This window comes from Streptomyces sp. NPDC052043, assembly GCF_044548235.1.
GTDB lineage: Bacteria > Actinomycetota > Actinomycetes > Streptomycetales > Streptomycetaceae > Streptomyces.
Genome location: NZ_JBIUBT010000001.1, coordinates 212,976 through 231,341, shown reverse-complemented (window position 1 = coordinate 231,341; position 18,366 = coordinate 212,976). Strand labels below are relative to the sequence as shown.

Here is an 18,366-nt window from a genome sequence, read left to right as displayed (position 1 = left end):
TCTCTGCAAAGGTTCTCTGCAATGATTGCAGAGAACCTTTGCAGTAGGGTGGCCCCATGGCTGAGCGTCCCGAGACAAGGGTTCTCACCGGCCCGGACCTCAAGGCCTTCTACAAGGCACTGTCCAACCCGGTGCGCCGCGACATCCTGAGCTACCTCGGCGAGCACGGTGAGGCGAACTCCACCAGCGTCGCCAAGGCGCTGGGCGAGAGCACCGGCACGACCAGCTACCACCTGCGCAAGCTCGCCGAGCTCAAGCTGATCGGCGAGATCGAGGAGCGGTCCAGCGGCCGGGAACGCTGGTGGAGGTCGCTCATGACGGACATCCTCACGCCCCCGGGGCTGGAGATGACGGCAGACGAGCGCGAGGCCGCGGTGAAGATCGGTGCGCTCAAGATGACGCACGACCTGAACCTGGTCGTCAAGGCGTACGCCGGTTACGACACTTCGACGGGCTGGAACCAGATCTACCGCTCCGGCCTGTGGCTGACGAAGGAACAGACGGCGGCGTTCGTCGAGGAGTACCGGACCTTGCTGCACAAGTACGCGCCGGAACCGGGCGACCGGCCCTCCGGCTCCCGCCACATGGCCGTACGCCTGGTCATGCTGCCGGACGAGGGCCCCGCCCCCGCCCTGCCGACGGAGACGGACGAGCACTGAGGGCCTGTCCGGAGCGGGGTCAGGCCCGGGAGATCTCCCTGCCCGGCATCGGCTCCGCGAGCGCCGCCCGCCAGTCGGGCGCACCGAAGGCGTCCGCGAAGTACTGCGTCTCGTGCACCACCTGCCCGTGGGCGAACTCCATGATGCTCACCGAGCGGGTGGGCACCCCGTCGTACGTGATGACACACTCGCTCACCCACAAGTCACCGCCGCCGACGATCCGGTGAACGGTGAAGTGCCGGTCGGCGGGGTGCCCGCCGCGCTGCGCCGAGATCGTCGCGCGCCCCCGGAACCGTTCGCCCGATTGCGGGTAGTCGAGGATCGCGTCCGCGGCGTAGACGGCGTGCTCGGCCTCGGTGTCCCCACGCTCCGAGGCCCGCCAGTGCTCCTCGATCGCGGTCCTGGTCCGGCTGTCAGAATCCATGGCGCTGTCCCTTCTGGCCCTTGCCCCGAGCGCCGCCCCTTCCGAGCGCCGCCCCTTCTGCGGGCGGCTGGAGCGGTCCGGGTACCCAGGAATGCTCCGAGGCTTTCCCGCCAGAGCGCTCGGCTCAGCGGACCTCGGGTGTGGGACTGGCGGTCGCCGAGGGGGCGGAGCCCGGTTCGGAGCCGTTTTCCAGCTCGGCCGCGGGTGCCTGGCTGGGCGGCATCGGCTCGGCGGTGACCAGGGCCCTGCCGTAGACACCCATCACGGCCACCGTCACGAGCAGGATCACCAGCCAGCGCACGTGCAGTCGGGCGGGCAGGCTCAGCGCCCAGGGCACCAGTCCGCCGGCGGACACGTGGCGGGTACGGCGGCGGCGGGGACCTCCAGCTCGGCTCATCGTCTCTTCCTTCTGCTCACGTTGCGACGCGGACGGGACCGGCCTATCTGGTCGCGGTATTCGAGGAGTTCCAGCGGCATGTCGAAGGCGACGGCGGCCACGACCTGCGGCCCGTAGGGCGTCTCGCGGGAATAGCGGGCAACGAAGCGCTCGGCACGCAGCGACCCCTCGACGATCTCGACGTCGGTCCCGAGGGCCGGGATCCCCGCGGCCTGGATCCTGGTTCCGTGCTGCTCGGACCAGAAACGCGGGACGGGCGCGAACCGCGGGGCGTGGTGCGGGCCGCGCAGCAGCGCGTCGGCGGCGTGCTGGCCCATCTCCACGGCGTGGATGAGGTGTTCCACCCGCCGCGGCTTGGAGTCGAAGCGCGCGTTCGGCCAGCGCGCCACGTCGCCGGCGGCGACGATGTGCGGCATCGTGCGGCCCCACTCGTCGATCACATGGGTGCTGGGGCCGCACAGCACGCCGTCGGAGACGTCCAGTCCGCTGCCGCGCAGCCATTCGGTGCGCGGCTCGCTGCCCAGGCCCAGGACGACGAAGTCGCAGTCGATCACGTCGTCGTCATCCAGTCGCAGCCTCAGCATGTCGCCGTGGTCCTGCCACTCGGTGATCTTCGTACTGAGCCGTACGTCGACGCCGGCCCGGCGCTGGATGGCGCCGACCACACCACCGAGACGCTCGCCGAGGACCCGGCGCAGCAGCGGCGCGCTGTGCACCACCAAGGACACGTCCATGCCGTGCTCCCTGGCGGTGCAGGCCAGTTCACAGCCGACGAATCCGCCGCCCAGGATCACCACGCGGTGGGCCTTGGCCGCGCGCATGGCCCGCTGCACCGCGACGGCATCGCGCAGCGTGCGGATGGTGCGCACCCGTTCGCTGAAGACCGGCGCTTCGGGGAGGCGTTTGGCGTCCACTCCGGTGGCCACGACCAGCCCGTCGAAGGGCAGCCGCTCGCCGCCACGCAGTTGGAGGCTCGACTGGTGAAGGTCGAGGCCGACGATCCCGGTGTCCAGCACCCAGTGGGCCTCCAGTGCCTCGTCCGCCCGGAAGGTGAGCTGTTCCTCGCTCAGCTCGCCGGCGAGGAACTGCTTGGACAGCGGGGGGCGGCTGTAGGGACGGTGCGACTCCTCCCCGACCAGGACGAGTTCTCCGTCGAATCCGCGTTCCCTGAGCCGGGTCGCCGCGCTCAGGCCGGCCAGTCCGGCGCCGGCGACGACGATGCGCTTCTGGGTTTTCCTGGTGGCCGTTCCGCTGCGCGGCGGACGTGCGGGACGGCGGTCGCCGGTGACGCGGGAGCCGGCTTTCTGGCCGCCGTTGATCGCGATGGCCTGCATGGGGCAGCAGCGCACGGCCTGCCGTGCCTTGGCCGCGAACTCGGCGGGGACGTTGCGGGTGTAGTGGAGCGAACCGCCCTGTGAGATCCGGAAGACCTCGGGCGCCTCCTGCTGGCAGATCCCGTAGATGTGGCAGCGGTTGTTGTCCACGCTGACGCGGACGGGCTCCTTCTCCGGAACCAGGACCGGGCGCGGCAGGTCGAACGAGTCCGCCTGGATCGGCTCAGCCGGGGACTGCGGTTCGATCGCCGCGGTCGGACGGGGGTTCGCGACGTCCTGGGCCGCGTACGGGACGGGGCGGGGAGCCGGGACCCCCTGGCCGTACGGCGGGTTGTGCACCGGTCCGGTCGCCGGCGCGGGTACCGGTCCGGTCGCCGGCGCGGGTACCGGTCCGGCCCCGGCGGGGTGGAAACGTCCCGGCGGATATCCCTGGTGCGGCTGTATCACTTGATCCCGCCGGCGCTGCTCGGGAACGCGTGCTGCCGCAGTCGGGAACGCGACGGGAAGATGCGGATCAGCAAGGCCAGAAGAACGGTTCCGGCACCCGCCGCGATGCCGACCGACACCGGGTTGAGGTGCCGCGGCTCGGGGTGGACGAGGAATATGTGCAGCCAGAGCAGCGCGAAGGCCGCATAGGCGAGCTGGTGGAACTTCAACCAGCGGTGGTATCCCAGACGCCGCTGCAGCCAGAGCGAGCAGGCCACCGCGATGGCCAACTCGGTGCCGAGAATGCCGAATCCGACTGGCAGGCGCTGAACCCCGCCGACGAACGGCACGGTCAGCTGTGTCCAGCCGATCTGCCAGATCGGCTGGTAGAGGAACGTCAGACCATGCATGCCGCCGAAGATCGTCGCGGACAACGCCAGCGTCATGTGCGCGCCGTAGAAGGTGGACCGGTTGACGGCCTGCTGCATGAACCGCAGCCGCAGCATCACCCCGAGCACGACGGTCGCGACCATCAGCACGTAGGCGATGATGGCCGCCAGGCGCGCGATCTTGTGCACGCCCACGTCGTAGGGGACATGGTGGTTGTACGCGTCCAGCGGGGACCCGGGGATCGGCGGTTCGGCCGCCCAGGCGCCCGGCGCCGTCAGGCAACAGCCGACAGTCACGGTCAGTACAAGGGCGAGCACTGTCCCGACCGCGGCGACATTCCGTCCGCGGCCGACTGACGGCACCTGCGTGCCCATACTGCGAGCTCCCTACATAGACGTCCATAAAGGGGCAGGACAGATAACCCGGCGGGTTGCTGTCGAGCCTGAATGCGCATTCCTGCAGAATTAGCGCAAACGTCCCCCGAGAGCGGGGCAACCGGTGGTCGGTTCACGGTCGGGCCCTTCGCTCGGCGGCAGACGCTACACCATCACGTCGACCGCGAGATGTTCACCGAGCGTGAGACGCGCTGGTGAAATGCCACTAAACCCTCACGCTCCAGCCGAAGGCGGCGCCGCGCGACAGGCAACCTCTGAATTCCCTCTGAATCCTCGGCAGCGGGCGTCCGCCGCCGGTGAACGCCGACGGTGAATACGGTCATCGCCCACTGTGGGCGCGGCGGCGACGAGCGGTCTATGGCGAACGCCACACCATAGGGTGTATGTGCGGATTCGGGAGCAAAGATCCCCATGGTTCGAACATGGCCCCTTTCCGTCCGCCCGCCCTCATTCACCCCCGCGCCCCGCGCCCTTCCGGGTGGTCTTCGATGTTCTGTCAGCAAAGGGGCCTTGACCTGCCGAAACGTGCGGCTCGAGCCCACGCGGGACGGGTGTTTTGGCACCCGTTCATCCTATTTCTGACGCGCCTTCAGCAAGCGGGAGCGGTGGTGTGCCCGTTACCTCGAAAGGGCAGGGACACGGCCGACAGCGGCACACCCGGGTGTCGCGGGCCGTGGCCCCCCAGCAGAGCCCGGAGGAGCACCGATGCGACGTACCGCCGCCGCCCGTCCGCCGGCCAGCGCCATGGCCGGAGCCGTGCTCGCCGTGGCCGCCGTGGCCGCCGTGGGCGGTCTGGCCGCGCCCGCGTACGGCGCGACCGGCGGCAGTCTGGAGGTGAGTCCGTACTCGGTCGAGCCGGGCGGGCAGGTCACGGTGAACACCTCGGGGTGCGGCAAGAAGGCGTCCGCGGCGGGAGACGCCAGCGCGGTCGGCGCGGGTCCCTTCACGCTGGCGCCCGGCTCGCGCGCGGGCGAGGCGGTCGGGCGGTTCCGGGTGCCGGAGAGCGCGCAGCCGGGGACCTACGAGATCGTCGCGCAGTGCGCCGAGGGCGACCGGGAGGTCAAGGGCGACCTGGTCGTCTCGCTGATGGCCGCGCAGGGGCAGGTGGAGCCCCGGGGAAGTGTGAAGACGGGGGTGGGCGGCGCGCTGGACGGCGACCCCCTGCGGACCGCGGCCGGTGTGGCGGCTCTCGCCGTCGCCGCCGCGGGCGGTACCTGGCTCCTGCATCGCCGGGCGAGAGGCGACGGGATCTGACGGGCATCCTCCGCTGTCCGTCCGCCGGTGCCGCACGCCCCCTCCCCCTCCGGGCGCGACGCCCCTCGGGCCCGGAGGGGGAGGAGGTCGGAGGGGGTCGGGGGCCGCAAGGGGGTCGGAGGGGCCGCAAGGGGGGCCGAAAGGAATCCCGCGGGGTTCCGAAAGGGGTCGTCCGTATGCGCATAGGCAACACCGCGATAGCGACCGTCACCGTGGTCGCCTTCTTCTCCGGCGCCTGGCTGCTGCACAGCGCCGTCGAGACCCACGCCCCGCCCCAGCCCGGTGCGGCGCAGGGCGTGTTCGACCCCGGTGACGAAGCCGGCGCCGCCTCGGCGCTGCCGCCGTCCCCGCCCCTGCGGATCCGCATCCCCTCCATCCGGATCGACGCCCCCCTGACCGGCCTCGGTCTGACGAAGTCCGGCAGCCTCGACGTCCCTCCCGCCGACAAGAAGAACCTGGCCGGCTGGTACGAGGCCGGCACCACCCCCGGCGAGCGGGGCACCGCGATCGTCGCCGGCCACGTCGACAACGCCCAGGGGCCCGCCGTCTTCTACAACCTCGGCGCCCTGAAGAAGGGCAGCACCGTGGAGATCGACCGCCGGGACGGCGGGGTCGCCGTCTTCACCGTGGACGCCATCGAGGTCTACGAGTCCAAGGACTTCCCCGACGAGAAGGTCTACGGCCCCGCCAAGCGCCCGGAGCTGCGCGTCATCACCTGCGGCGGTGGCTACTCGAAGTCCACCGGCTACCAGGGCAACGTGGTCGTCTTCGCCCATCTGACCGGCAGCCGCTGAGCGCCAGGGCACGGCACGCCCCGGCTGGAGAGGCCCTAGGCCACCCACTGCTGGTAGGCCATGTTCGCCACCAGCGCGAACACCACCGTCAGCAGCACGATCCGGACGAAGCCGCTGCCCTTCTTCAGCGCGGTGTGCGCGCCCAGGGCACCGCCCGCCAGGTTGAACACGGCCAGGACGGCGGCCAGTTGCCACAGGATCGCGCCCTGCCAGGCGAAGGTGGCCAGGGCTCCCGCGTTGGTGCAGCAGTTGACGATCTTGGCGGTGGCGGAGGCGGTCACCAGGTCCAGGTGGAGTACGGCGGTCAGCGCCAGGACGAGGAATGTGCCGGTGCCGGGGCCGATGAGGCCGTCGTAGAAGCCGATGCCGAGGCCCGCGAGGCCGATCGCCGCGAGGATCCGGCGGCGGGTGGCGGGACCGGGCGCCGGGGCGGTGCCGAACGAGGGACGCAGGATCACGAAGGCGCCCACCCCGAGCAGCACCACCATGATCACCGGCTTGAGCACGTCGGTGCTCATCCCGGCCGCGAAGAACGCCCCCGCCGAGGACCCGGCGAGCGCGGCCAGCCCGATACGGACGGCGGTGCGGACGTCCACGGGTGCCCGGCGGACGTAGGTCACGGCCGCACCGGCCGTGCCGGTGATGGCGACCGCCTTGTTGGTGCCGAGCGCGACCGCGGCCGGGGTGCCGCCGGGCAGGCCCAGCAGCAGCGCCGGCAGCAGCAGGAGCCCGCCCCCGCCGACCACGGCATCGATCCACCCGGCCGCGAAGGCGGCGAGGCACAGCAGGACGACCACGGTCAGCGATATGTCGGGCATGATCGCGACCCTAGGCAGGGATGCGTGGGTGGTCCATGCATCTGAGGGTCTTTTGAGGTCCGGGGGTCCTGCGAGGCCCGACGGTCTGTGGCCCGAACGGCCTGCTCAGGCTCGGGCTCAGTCCTCCAGGGCGTCGTACGACACCCCGGTGAGTCGCTCGGAGGCCTCCCAGAGCAGCCGGCCGCCCCGGTCGTCGAGGGTCCAGGGTGCCCGCCAGGACGGGGCCGGGGCGCCGCGCCACATGGCGAAGGACGGACCGTGGAAGGAGTCGGGGCGCACGCCGGGGGAGGTCGCCGCGTACAGCGTGGGCAGGGCGCCCGCCTCGGCCGGCTGGGCGAGGACCCGGTTGCCGGCCTCCATGAGCCGTTCGGCCGTCCGGCGGCCCTCCGCCCGGGGCCCCGCGGTCTGGAGGTTGGTGGCGGCGTAGCCGGGGTGGGCGGCGGTCGCGACCACGTCGGACCCGGTGGCCGCGAGCCTGCGGGCCAACTCGTGCGTGAAGAGCAGGTTCGCGGTCTTGGAGCGGGCGTAGGCGATCCAACGCCGGTAGCGGCGCGCGCTGTTGAGGTCGCGCGGATCGACGTTGGCCAGGGCGTGCAGCACGCTGGAGACGGTCACGACGCGGGCGCCCGGGGTGTCGAGCAGCCGGGGCAGCAGCAGCCCGGTGAGAGCGAAGTGCCCCAGGTGGTTGACCCCGAACTGGGTCTCGAACCCGTCCGCCGTCGTCCCGTACGGCGGCGCCATCACCCCGGCGTTGTCGACGAGCAGATCGAGCCGCTGGTACGGGTACCACTCCGCGAACTCCCGCACGGATCCCAGGTCCCCGAGATCCAGCCGCGCGAACTCGACCTCGGCCCCCGGCGCCGCACGCCTCACCCGATCGGCTGCCCCACTCCCCCGCGCCGTCCGGCACGCCAGCACCACCCGGGCGCCCCTGCGCGCCAGTTCCCGCGCGGTGACGAGACCGAGCCCGCTGTTGGCCCCGGTGACGACGGCCGTACGGCCGCTCTGGTCGGGCATGTCGCGTGTGTTCCAGCCGGGCATGGACGGCTCCCTGGTGGCGGTGGGACGGCGGGCACCTGTGGTCCACCGTGGATCCAACGTAGGAGGGGGTCGGCACCCCCGCACGGGGTGCAAGACCAATCGCCTGTACAGGGGATTCGGGGTCTGCCGCCCCTCACAGGGCACTCTCAGGGCACATCGCTCAGCGCGGCCTCCATCATGTCGGCGGTCCGGTCTTCCTCCGCCTCCCACACATGCGTGTAGACGTTGAGCGTGATCGACGGCTTGGCGTGACCGAGCCTCATCCACACCAGCAGATGTGTGTAGGCGCACTGCCGCAACTCGACTCGCGAATCCGTGACCCGGGCGCAAGACTCGGATAGGCAGGTTCGCATCTACGCGTTTAATCGGCGCGAATGTCACCTTGAATGCCAGAGCGGGTTATAACGAGGAAGGGTTGTGTGCATGCGTAGGGACGTAAGCGCTTGGAAGCCCGACGGGTTGGGATGGCGTGCACGGATCGGGGTGCTGACTCACGATGACAATACCGTGATCGAGTCCGAGTTCTCGACCATGGCTCCCGAAGGCGTTTCTATCCACGCTGCGCGCGTGCCTTTTAGCGGACTCAAAACATACGCCGACGCTCCTGGCCCTGACAACGCGACGGCGCAACTGTCGCGCTTGCCGCTCCAGGCAATCGTCTTCGCCTTCACAACTGGCAGCTATCTCGTCGGCAAGCCCGGAGAACAAGAGCTCGTGGCTCGCCTTGAGGAACGTTCGAACGGAATTCCCGTCCGCATGCCTGCAGCCTCGGCGGTTGCTGCTTTTCGCGCGTTGGGAGCGGGGCGGATCGCGTTGGTTCATGCGCCGTTTTTCAGTGACGAGCTGGATCAGAAAGGCGCGGACTATTTCCACGAACACGGATTCGATGTGGTTCATGCGAGCCATCTGCATCCCTCTCAAGAGGTCCCGCATCCGAACCTGGGTTCGATCGCATTTCCTGCCGAGATTTACGAGTGGGTGCGTAGGAACGTACCTTCCGAGGCGGAGGGCATTTTCATCGCCGGGAACGGATTCCGCTCGATCGGTGTGATCGAGGCGCTGGAGGAGGATCGTGGTCTGCCTGTGATCACCGCGAATCAGGCGGCACTCTGGGACGTGTTGCGACGGTCAGGCGTGCTCACTCAAGTGGCTGATTACGGGCAGCTGTTCAGAACATAGCCAAGGGCTCACATGAGCAGCGCGGCTCCGGCCCCGGAGCGCTTCCACCCGACAATGTCCGATGGATTGCCGCATCGATCGATGAGTCCCCCTACGACCGTTCGTACAGCACCGGCCGGCCGGTGAACGCGTACCTCTTCGTGATCAGCTGGCTTCGACACCAACATGATCACTGGCTCCATGCCTGTTCTGCTGCGTCGTCAACTCCCGCCGCACAACAACGATGGACCGGGCGTCCTGACGTTGGCCGTTCGCCCCCTATGAGGTCTTGCTCCGCGCCCCCCGTCCGCCGGCCTGGCGGCCGTCTATACCGGCGGACGGGGCGACGTCACGCAGGGACGCCGAGCGGCGGGTGCTCGAGCACGCGGGGCTTGTACTCGACCAGCTGGATGCGGCCGTCGAAGGTGCGGTGCTCGATCATCTCGAGGGCAACGTCCGGATAGCCGTCGTAGATGCGTTCTTCGCCCGTTGCCCCGGTGATCACCGGGAACATCACGACCCGGAAGCGGTCGACGAGTCCGGCTCGTAGCAGGGACCGGCACAGGGTGAGGCTGCCGATCGTACTGAGGAGCCCCGAGCCACTCGACTTCATGGCGCGGACCGCCTCGACGGCGTCGTCGCGGACGAGCGTGGAGTTGGCCCACGCCAGTGGCTCCTCGAGTGAGGAGGAAAACACCATCTTGGACGCTTGCGTGAGCTCGTCGACGGACGCCTCTTCTTCGGGCCTGAACTCGTCTTGGCCATTCGGGACCTCGCCTGCGGCGAAGCCCGACATCAGGCGGTAGGTGTTCGCTCCCATCAGGTAGGTGGCCTCGGGCTGCTCGCCGAGCCATGCGAGGTACTCCTTGCCTTCGAGGCCCCAGAACCCGGGCCATCCCTCTCCCGATGCGTGGCCGTCGAGGGAGGTGATGAAGTCGACGAGAAGCTCCGACATGGCGGTGTCCTTTCCTGGGGTGTCACGAGCTTGGACCGGCCGGGAGCCACAAACTCATCGGCCGCGCTGTGGAGTAACGAGAAAACCCATGACACTGCAGCCGATCACGTCGGCGGAGCGGCACTGCTTCGGAGGGCCGGAAACCTACATGATTGCACTATGCATGCAGTCGGGTAATGATCTCCACGCGATTGGGAACGGCGGTTTGAGTTCTGTCAAAGCCCCAGCTCAGCCCTACCCTCGAACGGCCCCGACGATCTACGCGATCCCGGAACTTGAAGCCGCCCTGGCTCACCACGACGCCTTCCGCCCTCCCCCTCCGCGCCGTCGTGCCTATGGCGTCGCACCGTGAGCCACACCCGTCCTCCGCGCGCCATACCGGTCCCCGACACGATCAGCGGACGGCTCTTCTGGCCACCCTCGGACGGCCCGAACCACAGCCAGCCCACTTTCAGCGCTCGCGCCCAGACGCCTACGTGCCGTCCACACGTTGTCCGTAGCCCCAACAGCCCGCACCTGCGCCTCGAACCATGGCGGGTGAGCTTCCTACCTGCTCCAGGCCTCTAGCGTGCCAGACGGGCCGGCACAGTCCCTGCGACTCTCCCGGCTACGCTCGCGCGGGACGCCCCGCGGCGCGTGGCCGCGGGGCGTCTTGTGGGGTCTAGTCGACAGTCAGCCCGTCGTACTTACCGCCCCAGCATTTGACGGTGTTGTGCAGATAGGGCTGTCCGCCGCCCTCCCTGCACTGAGAAGGGGTGGTGAAGCCACCGCCACCCTGTGCGGTGGCGGTGGCGGCGCCTGTGAGGCCGAGCCCGGCGAGGGCTGCCGTGGCGAAGACGGCGGCGAGGATTCGTCGAATGCGCATGTGGTTCCCCTTTCACGGATTGCCTCGGCTGGGCCACTAGCCAGCTTGATCCTCACCCATGGGGGTGGCCCGTCATGTTGCGCCATTCGGGTGACAGTGCTGGCGGGTGCAGGGTCGGTGACGCGACCCGTCGGACAGGCCCTAGAACGAAGAGACCACCCCGGCCGGACGGGTGGTCTAAGCCTTCACCACTTCGTGGTAGACCCGGCTTGGTTGAGCGTTTTCCCTTGAATGCGGAATGTTGAAGGCCCAGGACTTGACCTGGGCCCAAGTGGTCGATCCTCCATCAGTGAATGTGCACGTGGATGTGCTTTTGGCCGCCGTGACCGCCTTGGCTGCCTTGACCGCCGTGGCCGCGCCCGTAGCCGCCGCCGTGACCGCCTTGACCGCCATGACCGCGGCCGTAGCCGCCGCCGTGACCGCCTTGACCGCCATGACCGCGGCCGTAGCCGCCGCCGTGACCGCCTTGACCGCCATGACCGCGGCCGTAGCCGCCGCCGTGACCGCCTTGACCGCCGTGACCGCGGCCGTAGCCGCCGTGGCTGCGGCCTTGGCCGCCGTGGCCGCCGTGGTCGCCGCCGGGGTCGCCGTAGTCGCTGCTGTAACCGGAATGGTGACCCTGGTCGTAGCTCAAGTCATGCGCCGAAGCGGTCCCCGCCGCGCCGATCGCCGCGCCGCCGGCCATGACAACACCGGCCGCGGACACCGCGAAGAGGCGCTTAATGCGCTGTGCTCGCATGAGTAATACCTTTCCTTCCATCGCCTCGCGCAACGAAACCGCGCAAGACTGATGGCCGCGCCCGCCGAATGAGATGGAGCGGCGCGGTCGTAAGCGTCGCCGCTGGATTGATGAGAAGCACGTCCCGGGCTCCGACGCCGCCATCCCGCCCGCCCAGGTTCCACGGGCGGGCGCTGCGACCACGGGCCCCGCTGAGGAGACTCGCTGGACGGGGCGTGCCCCCATTGCGGCTTCACTTGTAGACGCTAGTCCGTCCGCAAGTCGACATCTAGACCGTCGAGCAGATCCAGCCCGCCCTGATCCTCCCCACTGGCAAGTGCAAGGGAAAGGCCCATCCGCTGCCAGCGCCCAGCCGCCGGCAGTCTTCCAGCGGGCTCCGTATGTCTGCTGCGGCCTACGGGTTTCCTTCGCCCTGGCGCTGCGGGGGGACTCATGGGGGACTCGCTGTGGCGCCTTGCAGAGGGTCTGTCGCCCGCGGGGGATTTACAGACTCTGCATGCCTGAGGACATCGAACCATTAGTGCCTGTGACAGATCACCTGGCTATCGGTGACGTAGCAACAGCCCCCCGCCACAAGGGCATCGCCCGGGGCCGGTACCGCTCCGCCCTCGGCGCGGTGCGAACGGAAACGGAAGCCGTGGATCAGCGGTAGCCCGGCTTCGCCGCCCGGCGGCCCCGGGGCGGGAGGGTGGCCAGGAGGCCGCCGAGAAGCATGGCCGTGGGGGTGGCCACCGCCAGGGCCCAGCCGAGGCGGCTGCCGCGACGGCGTTCGCAATCCAGCAGGGCGGTACGGATGGCCTCCTTGGTGTCCGCCTCGTCGACCCCGCCCAAGGCCGTGGCAATGGGCTGATCACCGTCCGGCCCCCCGATCACCGACGCGCATAGGGCGCCGCCGTACGAGTTGCCCCCACTGCCGTTCGGTATCGCCAGCAGCCCCAGCACCGCGGCCGCGCCCACGGTGATGCCCAGCCAACCCCACCCGCGCCCCATGCTCGCCCCTCCCGCACAACGGCATCGCCGGGAACGGTACGGGGTCCGTACTCCACAGCGCACGTTCGGGAGTGACCGCCTGCAAGGGAGCACGTGACTCAGCCGCATCGTGAGGGCACAACGAGGGCACAACGGCTTCGGTCGGGCTCAACGGCGACCAACGCAAGCAAACACCATTTGGAAGGGGCGGCACCCCCGCACGGGATGCCGCCCCTCTCCTTTCGTGGACCGGAGTCCTCGTCGCAATCGGTAGTGAGGGTCGGGGACCACGACGAGGACTCCGGGGTCTGTCACCGGTTACCGGTGGTCGCTGCCCTCCGCCTCGACCGAGGCCCGGCCGGCCTCCAGGCGTGCCACCGGGATGCGGAAGGGGGAGCAGGAGACGTAGTCCAGGCCCACCTCGTGGAAGAAGTGGACGGACTCGGGGTCGCCGCCGTGCTCGCCGCAGACACCGAGCTTGAGGCCCGGGCGGGTGGCTCGGCCGGCCTCGACGGCGGACTTCACCAGGGAGCCGACGCCGTCCCTGTCGATCGTCTCGAACGGCGACACCCCGAAGATGCCCTTCTCCAGGTAGGCGGTGAAGAACGACGCCTCGACGTCGTCGCGGCTGAAGCCCCACACCGTCTGGGTCAGGTCGTTCGTGCCGAAGGAGAAGAACTCCGCCGCCTCGGCGATCTGGGCCGCGGTCAGCGCGGCGCGCGGCAGCTCGATCATCGTGCCGATCGCCAGCTTGAGCCGCGTGCCGGTCGCCGCCTCCACCTCGGCGATGACCTGGTCGGCCTCCTCGCGGACGATCTCCAGCTCCTGGACGGTGCCGACCAGCGGGATCATGATCTCGGCACGCGGGTCGCCCTTGGCGGCCCGGCGTTCGGCGGCCGCCTCGGCGATGGCGCGGACCTGCATGGTGAACAGGCCGGGGACGACCAGGCCGAGGCGTACGCCGCGCAGTCCGAGCATCGGGTTCTGCTCGTGCAGGCGGTGCACGGCCTGGAGCAGGCGCAGCTCGTTCTCGTGCGGCTCCTGGCGGGACTCGGCGAGCGCCACGCGCACCGACAGCTCGGTGATGTCGGGCAGGAACTCGTGCAGCGGCGGGTCGAGCAGGCGGACGGTGACCGGCAGGCCGTCCATGGCCTCGAACAGCTCCACGAAGTCCTGCCTCTGGAGCGGGAGGAGCTGCTTGAGGGACTCCTCGCGCTCGGCCTGGGTGTCGGCCAGGATCAGCCGCTCCACCAGCTCGCGGCGGTCGCCGAGGAACATGTGCTCGGTGCGGCACAGGCCGATGCCCTGGGCGCCGAAGCGGCGGGCGCGCAGCGCGTCCTCGGCGTTGTCGGCGTTGGCACGGACGCGCAGGCGGCGCTTGCGGTCGGCGAAGGCCATCATCCGGTGAACCGCCTCGACGAGTTCGTCCGCGTCGTCGGCGCCCGGGTGCATCCGGCCCTCGAAGTACTCGACGACCGGGGACGGGACGACCGGGACCTCGCCCAGGTACACCTTGCCCGTGGAGCCGTCGATGGAGATCACGTCGCCCTCCTCGACGACGTGCCCGCCGGGGACCGTCATCCGGCGGCGCTTGGTGTCGACCTCCAGGTCCTCGGCGCCACAGACGCACGTCTTGCCCATGCCGCGGGCGACCACGGCCGCGTGGGAGGTCTTGCCGCCGCGGGAGGTCAGGATGCCCTCGGCCGCGATCATGCCGTCCAGGTCGTCGGGGTTGGTCTCGCGGCGGACCAGGATGACCTTCTCGCCCGAGCGGGACCACTTGACGGCGGTGTACGAGTCGAAGACCGCCTTGCCGACCGCCGCGCCCGGGGAGGCGGCGATGCCGCGGGCGACCTGCTCGACCTTGGCCTCCTCGTCGAACCGCGGGAACATCAGCTGCGCGAGCTGGGCTCCGTTGACCCGCTTCAGGGCCTCGGCCTCGTCGATCAGGCCCTGGTCGACGAGCTGGGTGGCGATGCGGAACGCGGCACCGGCGGTGCGCTTGCCGACGCGGGTCTGGAGCATCCACAGCTGGCCGCGCTCGATGGTGAACTCGATGTCGCAGAGATCCTTGTAGTGGTTCTCCAGCGTCTCCATGATCTGCATCAGCCGGTCGTACGACGCCTTGTCGATCCGCTCCAGCTCGGCCAGCGGGACGGTGTTGCGGATGCCCGCGACCACGTCCTCGCCCTGCGCGTTCTGGAGGTAGTCGCCGTAGACGCCCTGCTGGCCGGAGGCGGGGTCGCGGGTGAAGGCGACGCCGGTGCCGGAGTCGGGGCCGAGGTTGCCGAACACCATGGAGCAGATGTTGACGGCGGTGCCGAGGTCGTGCGGGATGCGCTCCTGACGGCGGTAGAGCTTGGCGCGCTCGCCGTTCCAGGAGTCGAAGACCGCCTTGATGGCGAGGTCCATCTGCTCGCGCGGGTCCTGCGGGAAGTCCCGGCCGGCCTCCTTCTTGACGATCTTCTTGAAGGTGGTGACCAGCTTCTTCAGGTCGGCGGCCCCGAGTTCGGTGTCGACCGTGACCTTCTTGGTCTCCTTGGCCTTGTCGAGGGCGTCCTCGAAGAGTTCGCCGTCGACGCCGAGGACGGTCTTGCCGAACATCTGGATGAGGCGGCGGTAGGAGTCCCAGGCGAACCGGTCGTCGCCGGCCTGCTTGGCCAGGCCCTGGACGGACGTGTCGGACAGGCCGATGTTCAGGACGGTGTCCATCATGCCGGGCATGGAGAACTTGGCGCCGGAGCGGACGGAGACCAGCAGGGGGTCGTCGGCCTGGCCGAGCTTCTTGCCCATCTTCTGCTCGAGCGCGTCGAGGTGCGCGCTCACCTCGTCACGGAGTGCCGCGGGCTCCTCGCCGCTGTCGAGGTAGACCTTGCAGGCCTCGGTGGTGATCGTGAAGCCCGGCGGGACCGGAAGACCCAGGTTCGTCATCTCGGCCAGGTTCGCGCCCTTGCCGCCGAGGAGGTCCTTGAGGTCCTTGTTGCCCTCGGTGAAGTCGTAGACGAACTTCACGCCCTCAACACTGTTGCCGCGATCGGCTACCTGGAGATCTTTGTTTTCCGACACGGGTCTCGACTCCTCGAGGACGCGGTGGCTGCCCTGACGGCGAGGAACATACCCAGATCAAAGGCCTATGGGTACGTCCACTCGTGGGTCATGCGCCCGTAACCAGTCGTCCGCCACCGGATCGAAAGTCAAGGCTTGGCAAGCCGTCGGGTGCAGATGTTTTCACTTCTTGAACGAATCAACGCTCGTAGACACGCTCACCTCGCTCACATGAGCGGCTCCCGGCACGTCTGATTTCGATCGATGAACGATCAACACCTGGCACTGAGTGCCACCCTTTGGAGAAGTGCAGCCGCCCATGATCCGCTCATCTGAGCGCAACCCTTATCAAGGGTGGCGAGAATCACGCTGCCACAGGCGCCGGAATTTCACCATGCGGACGGCTCCCGGCCGCGTGGGCAGGGCTCGGTTTGCCGGGTGTTTGCCCGGCACCGGTGAACACGGGTGAGGCCCTTCCCGTACGGGAGTGCGGCGGGCCCCGGCGTGGTCCGCCTCCTCAGCGACGCCGCGCACGGAAGGACCTTCGGGTGCCTCAGCACACGGATACAAGCCCGTCATCGGGTGCACCATCGGACTCGGCCGGACAACCGGCGTCGCACGGACACGAACCCAAGGCCTCCGTTCCGCCCCCGGCGGAGCCGGGGGCCGACACGGAGCCGGGGACGAGCGCGGAGCCGGGGACGAGCGCGGAGCCGGGGGCGAGCTCGGAGCCGAGCACGGGCGAGCACGCGGAGCCGGAGGCCGAGGCGCCCGCTGCCACACCAGCCCGGCCCGCGGTGTCCATTCCCGCCGCGCGCAGGCCGGGGGCAACGACGGCCACGCCCCGCACCGGAGACATCCCCGCCCCGACCACTTCCCCGGTGGACGACACCCCGCAGGCGACGCCGGCGACGGCTGAGTCCACGGCACCCTCCCAAGCCGCCGAACCCGCCGTATCGCCCGCAGGGCCCGTCGCCTCCCCGGTGTTCCCCCTCCGGGTCCTGCGGGCGATACGGCCGCGGGCCGTGCGCCGGGCCTGGTGCGGATGGAAGGGGGCGCACCCCGTGGCCGCGCGGAGGCTGTCCCACGGGGTCACTCTGCTCGCGCTCCTGCTGGTCGCCGTCGCGCTCCTGTTGCCGAACAAGCAGGCGCAGTTCCAGGTCGCGGCGTTCACGCGGCTGCCGGTGGAGGGGCTGCTCCTGGCGGCCGTGCTGCTCGTGCTGCCGCGCCGGCCGCGGGTGGCCGTGGCGGTGCTCGGCGGGCTGGCGCTCGGCGTACTGACCGTGCTGAACCTGACGGACATCGAGTTCAACGAGTACCTGGGCCGCAGCTTCGACCTGGTCCTCGACTGGGAGCTGCTGGACGACGCCCAGTCGTACCTCGCGGACACCCTCGGCCGGACGACGGCGTTGCTCGCCGCGATCGGCGTCGGCCTCCTCGTCCTGGCGGTGCTCGCCCTGACGGCCCTCGCGGTCGTGCGCCTCGGCGACTTCCTGGGCCGCGACAGGGCCCGCTCGACGCGCGGGCTGCTGCTCGCCAGCGTGGTGTGGATGACGTGCTCGGCCCTGAACGTCCAGGTCGCCGGCGTCCCGGTGGCCTCCGAGCACACGGTCGTCATGGTCAGGTACCACGAGCAGGCACTGCGCTCCACGCTCCGCGACGAGCGGGAGTTCGCGAGGACGGCGCAGGCCGACCCCTTCGGCGCCACCCCGGGCAGCCAGCTCGTGCCGGACCTGCGCGGCAAGGACATGATCTTCACGTTCATCGAGAGCTACGGCCGCACCGCGATCGAGGACCCGATCACGGCGCCGGGCGTCAACAGGACCCTCGACTCCAGTACGCGGGCCCTGGCCGAGGCGGGCTTCCACGCCAGGAGCGGCTGGCTGACGTCGGCGACGTACGGCGGCGGCAGCTGGCTCGGCCACTCCACGTTCATGTCGGGCCTGTGGGTCGACAACCAGAACCGCTACCGCACCGTGTCCACCGGCGACCGCCTCACTCTGACCGAGGCGTTCAAGAAGACCGGGGCCTGGGACACGGTCGGCATCATGCCAGGCGTGCAGAAGGGCTGGCCGGAGGCGAAGTGGTACGGCCTGGACAAGGTCTACAACGCCTTCCAGATGGGCTACGCGGGGCCCAAGTTCAGCTGGTCGACCATGCCCGACCAGTACGCGCTGGAGGCCTTCCAGCGCCTGGAGCACGGCAGGAAGCGCGACAAGCCGCTGACCTCGTTCGTCATCCTGACCTCCAGCCACCAGCCCTGGGCGCCGGTGCCGGAGATGGTCGGCTGGGACCAGCTCGGTGACGGTTCGGTGTTCAAGGGCATCGAGGCGGCCGGCAAGAAACCCGCGGACGTCCTCACCAGTTCCACCCGCTCCCGCGAGGAGTACGGCAAGTCGGTCGAGTACTCGGTGACCGCCCTGACCCAGTGGCTGGAGCGCTACGGCAAGGACGACACCGTGCTCGTGGTCCTCGGCGACCACCAGCCCATCGCCCGGGTCAGCGGCGACCACGCCAGCCGGGACGTGCCGTGCGCGATCATCGCCAAGGACCCGAAGGTCCTCGACAGGATCGACGACTGGGGCTGGACCGAGGGCCTGCGCCCCGACCACGACGCCCCGGTGTGGAAGATGAGTTCCTTCCGCGACCGCTTCCTGACGGCGTACGGCTCCACGCCGCACCCGTCGAAGGGCTGACCGACCG

At 69.8% G+C, this 18,366-nt stretch carries 17 protein-coding genes; 5 read left to right on the top strand and 12 right to left on the bottom strand.

The window, feature by feature from the left end; translation table 11 throughout:
• Positions 1-56: 56 nt before the first annotated feature.
• The gene (locus tag ACIHCX_RS01005; protein WP_400025358.1) at positions 57-659 is read left to right on the top strand and encodes an ArsR/SmtB family transcription factor; all 603 of its coding nucleotides are present in this window, start codon (positions 57-59) and stop codon (positions 657-659) included.
• A 19-nt stretch (positions 660-678) separates the two neighbouring features.
• Here ACIHCX_RS01005 and ACIHCX_RS01000 read toward each other — a convergent pair whose 3' ends face one another.
• The 4 genes from ACIHCX_RS01000 to ACIHCX_RS00985 form a co-directional block, all read right to left on the bottom strand.
• Positions 679-1,083, bottom strand: coding sequence for a nuclear transport factor 2 family protein (locus ACIHCX_RS01000; protein ID WP_400025356.1), 405 nt, complete (start codon positions 1,081-1,083; stop codon positions 679-681).
• Between the two features lie 124 nt (positions 1,084-1,207).
• On the bottom strand, positions 1,208-1,480 hold the full coding sequence (locus tag ACIHCX_RS00995; RefSeq protein WP_400025354.1) for a hypothetical protein: 273 nt from the start codon (positions 1,478-1,480) through the stop codon (positions 1,208-1,210).
• Positions 1,477-3,153 (bottom strand): FAD-dependent oxidoreductase, encoded by a 1,677-nt coding sequence (locus ACIHCX_RS00990; RefSeq protein ID WP_400025352.1) that lies wholly within the window; start codon positions 3,151-3,153, stop codon positions 1,477-1,479. The genes ACIHCX_RS00995 and ACIHCX_RS00990 overlap by 4 nt, the downstream gene beginning before the upstream one ends.
• 104 nt (positions 3,154-3,257) lie before the next feature.
• Positions 3,258-4,004 (bottom strand): ferric reductase-like transmembrane domain-containing protein, encoded by a 747-nt coding sequence (locus ACIHCX_RS00985; protein ID WP_400025349.1) that lies wholly within the window; start codon positions 4,002-4,004, stop codon positions 3,258-3,260.
• A gap of 726 nt (positions 4,005-4,730) precedes the next feature.
• Between ACIHCX_RS00985 and ACIHCX_RS00980 the strand changes: the two genes are divergently transcribed.
• Both ACIHCX_RS00980 and ACIHCX_RS00975 read left to right on the top strand, forming a co-directional pair.
• Positions 4,731-5,279, top strand: a complete 549-nt coding sequence (locus tag ACIHCX_RS00980; protein WP_400025347.1) for a hypothetical protein — start codon at positions 4,731-4,733, stop codon at positions 5,277-5,279.
• A 176-nt stretch (positions 5,280-5,455) separates the two neighbouring features.
• Complete coding sequence (locus tag ACIHCX_RS00975; protein WP_400025345.1) at positions 5,456-6,073, top strand: class F sortase; 618 nt, start codon at positions 5,456-5,458, stop codon at positions 6,071-6,073.
• A gap of 35 nt (positions 6,074-6,108) precedes the next feature.
• On the opposite strand, the gene ACIHCX_RS00970 is transcribed toward ACIHCX_RS00975, so the two are convergent.
• The 3 genes from ACIHCX_RS00970 to ACIHCX_RS00960 form a co-directional block, all read right to left on the bottom strand.
• The gene (locus ACIHCX_RS00970; protein WP_400025343.1) at positions 6,109-6,891 is read right to left on the bottom strand and encodes a sulfite exporter TauE/SafE family protein; all 783 of its coding nucleotides are present in this window, start codon (positions 6,889-6,891) and stop codon (positions 6,109-6,111) included.
• A 117-nt stretch (positions 6,892-7,008) separates the two neighbouring features.
• Entirely contained in the window at positions 7,009-7,932 is a 924-nt protein-coding gene (locus ACIHCX_RS00965; RefSeq protein ID WP_400025341.1) for an oxidoreductase, read from the bottom strand.
• Between the two features lie 146 nt (positions 7,933-8,078).
• On the bottom strand, positions 8,079-8,195 hold the full coding sequence (locus tag ACIHCX_RS00960; protein ID WP_400025339.1) for an integrase: 117 nt from the start codon (positions 8,193-8,195) through the stop codon (positions 8,079-8,081).
• A gap of 244 nt (positions 8,196-8,439) precedes the next feature.
• Between ACIHCX_RS00960 and ACIHCX_RS00955 the strand changes: the two genes are divergently transcribed.
• Entirely contained in the window at positions 8,440-9,111 is a 672-nt protein-coding gene (locus tag ACIHCX_RS00955) for a hypothetical protein (RefSeq protein WP_400025337.1), read from the top strand.
• Between the two features lie 328 nt (positions 9,112-9,439).
• On the opposite strand, the gene ACIHCX_RS00950 is transcribed toward ACIHCX_RS00955, so the two are convergent.
• The 5 genes from ACIHCX_RS00950 to ppdK form a co-directional block, all read right to left on the bottom strand.
• Positions 9,440-10,045, bottom strand: coding sequence for a dihydrofolate reductase family protein (locus ACIHCX_RS00950; RefSeq protein WP_400025335.1), 606 nt, complete (start codon positions 10,043-10,045; stop codon positions 9,440-9,442).
• A gap of 661 nt (positions 10,046-10,706) precedes the next feature.
• On the bottom strand, positions 10,707-10,910 hold the full coding sequence (locus ACIHCX_RS00945; RefSeq protein WP_400025333.1) for a hypothetical protein: 204 nt from the start codon (positions 10,908-10,910) through the stop codon (positions 10,707-10,709).
• Between the two features lie 286 nt (positions 10,911-11,196).
• On the bottom strand, positions 11,197-11,649 hold the full coding sequence (locus ACIHCX_RS00940; RefSeq protein ID WP_400025331.1) for a hypothetical protein: 453 nt from the start codon (positions 11,647-11,649) through the stop codon (positions 11,197-11,199).
• Between the two features lie 642 nt (positions 11,650-12,291).
• Complete coding sequence (locus tag ACIHCX_RS00935) at positions 12,292-12,639, bottom strand: hypothetical protein (protein ID WP_400025329.1); 348 nt, start codon at positions 12,637-12,639, stop codon at positions 12,292-12,294.
• Positions 12,640-12,936: 297 nt separating this feature from the next.
• Entirely contained in the window at positions 12,937-15,684 is a 2,748-nt protein-coding gene (gene ppdK / locus ACIHCX_RS00930; RefSeq protein ID WP_400025327.1) for a pyruvate, phosphate dikinase, read from the bottom strand.
• A 1,043-nt stretch (positions 15,685-16,727) separates the two neighbouring features.
• On the opposite strand from ppdK, the gene ACIHCX_RS00925 reads away from it, so the two are divergent.
• A complete protein-coding gene (locus ACIHCX_RS00925) occupies positions 16,728-18,359 on the top strand; it encodes a CDP-alcohol phosphatidyltransferase (RefSeq protein ID WP_400025325.1) in 1,632 nt (543 codons plus the stop codon).
• Positions 18,360-18,366 lie beyond the last annotated feature (7 nt).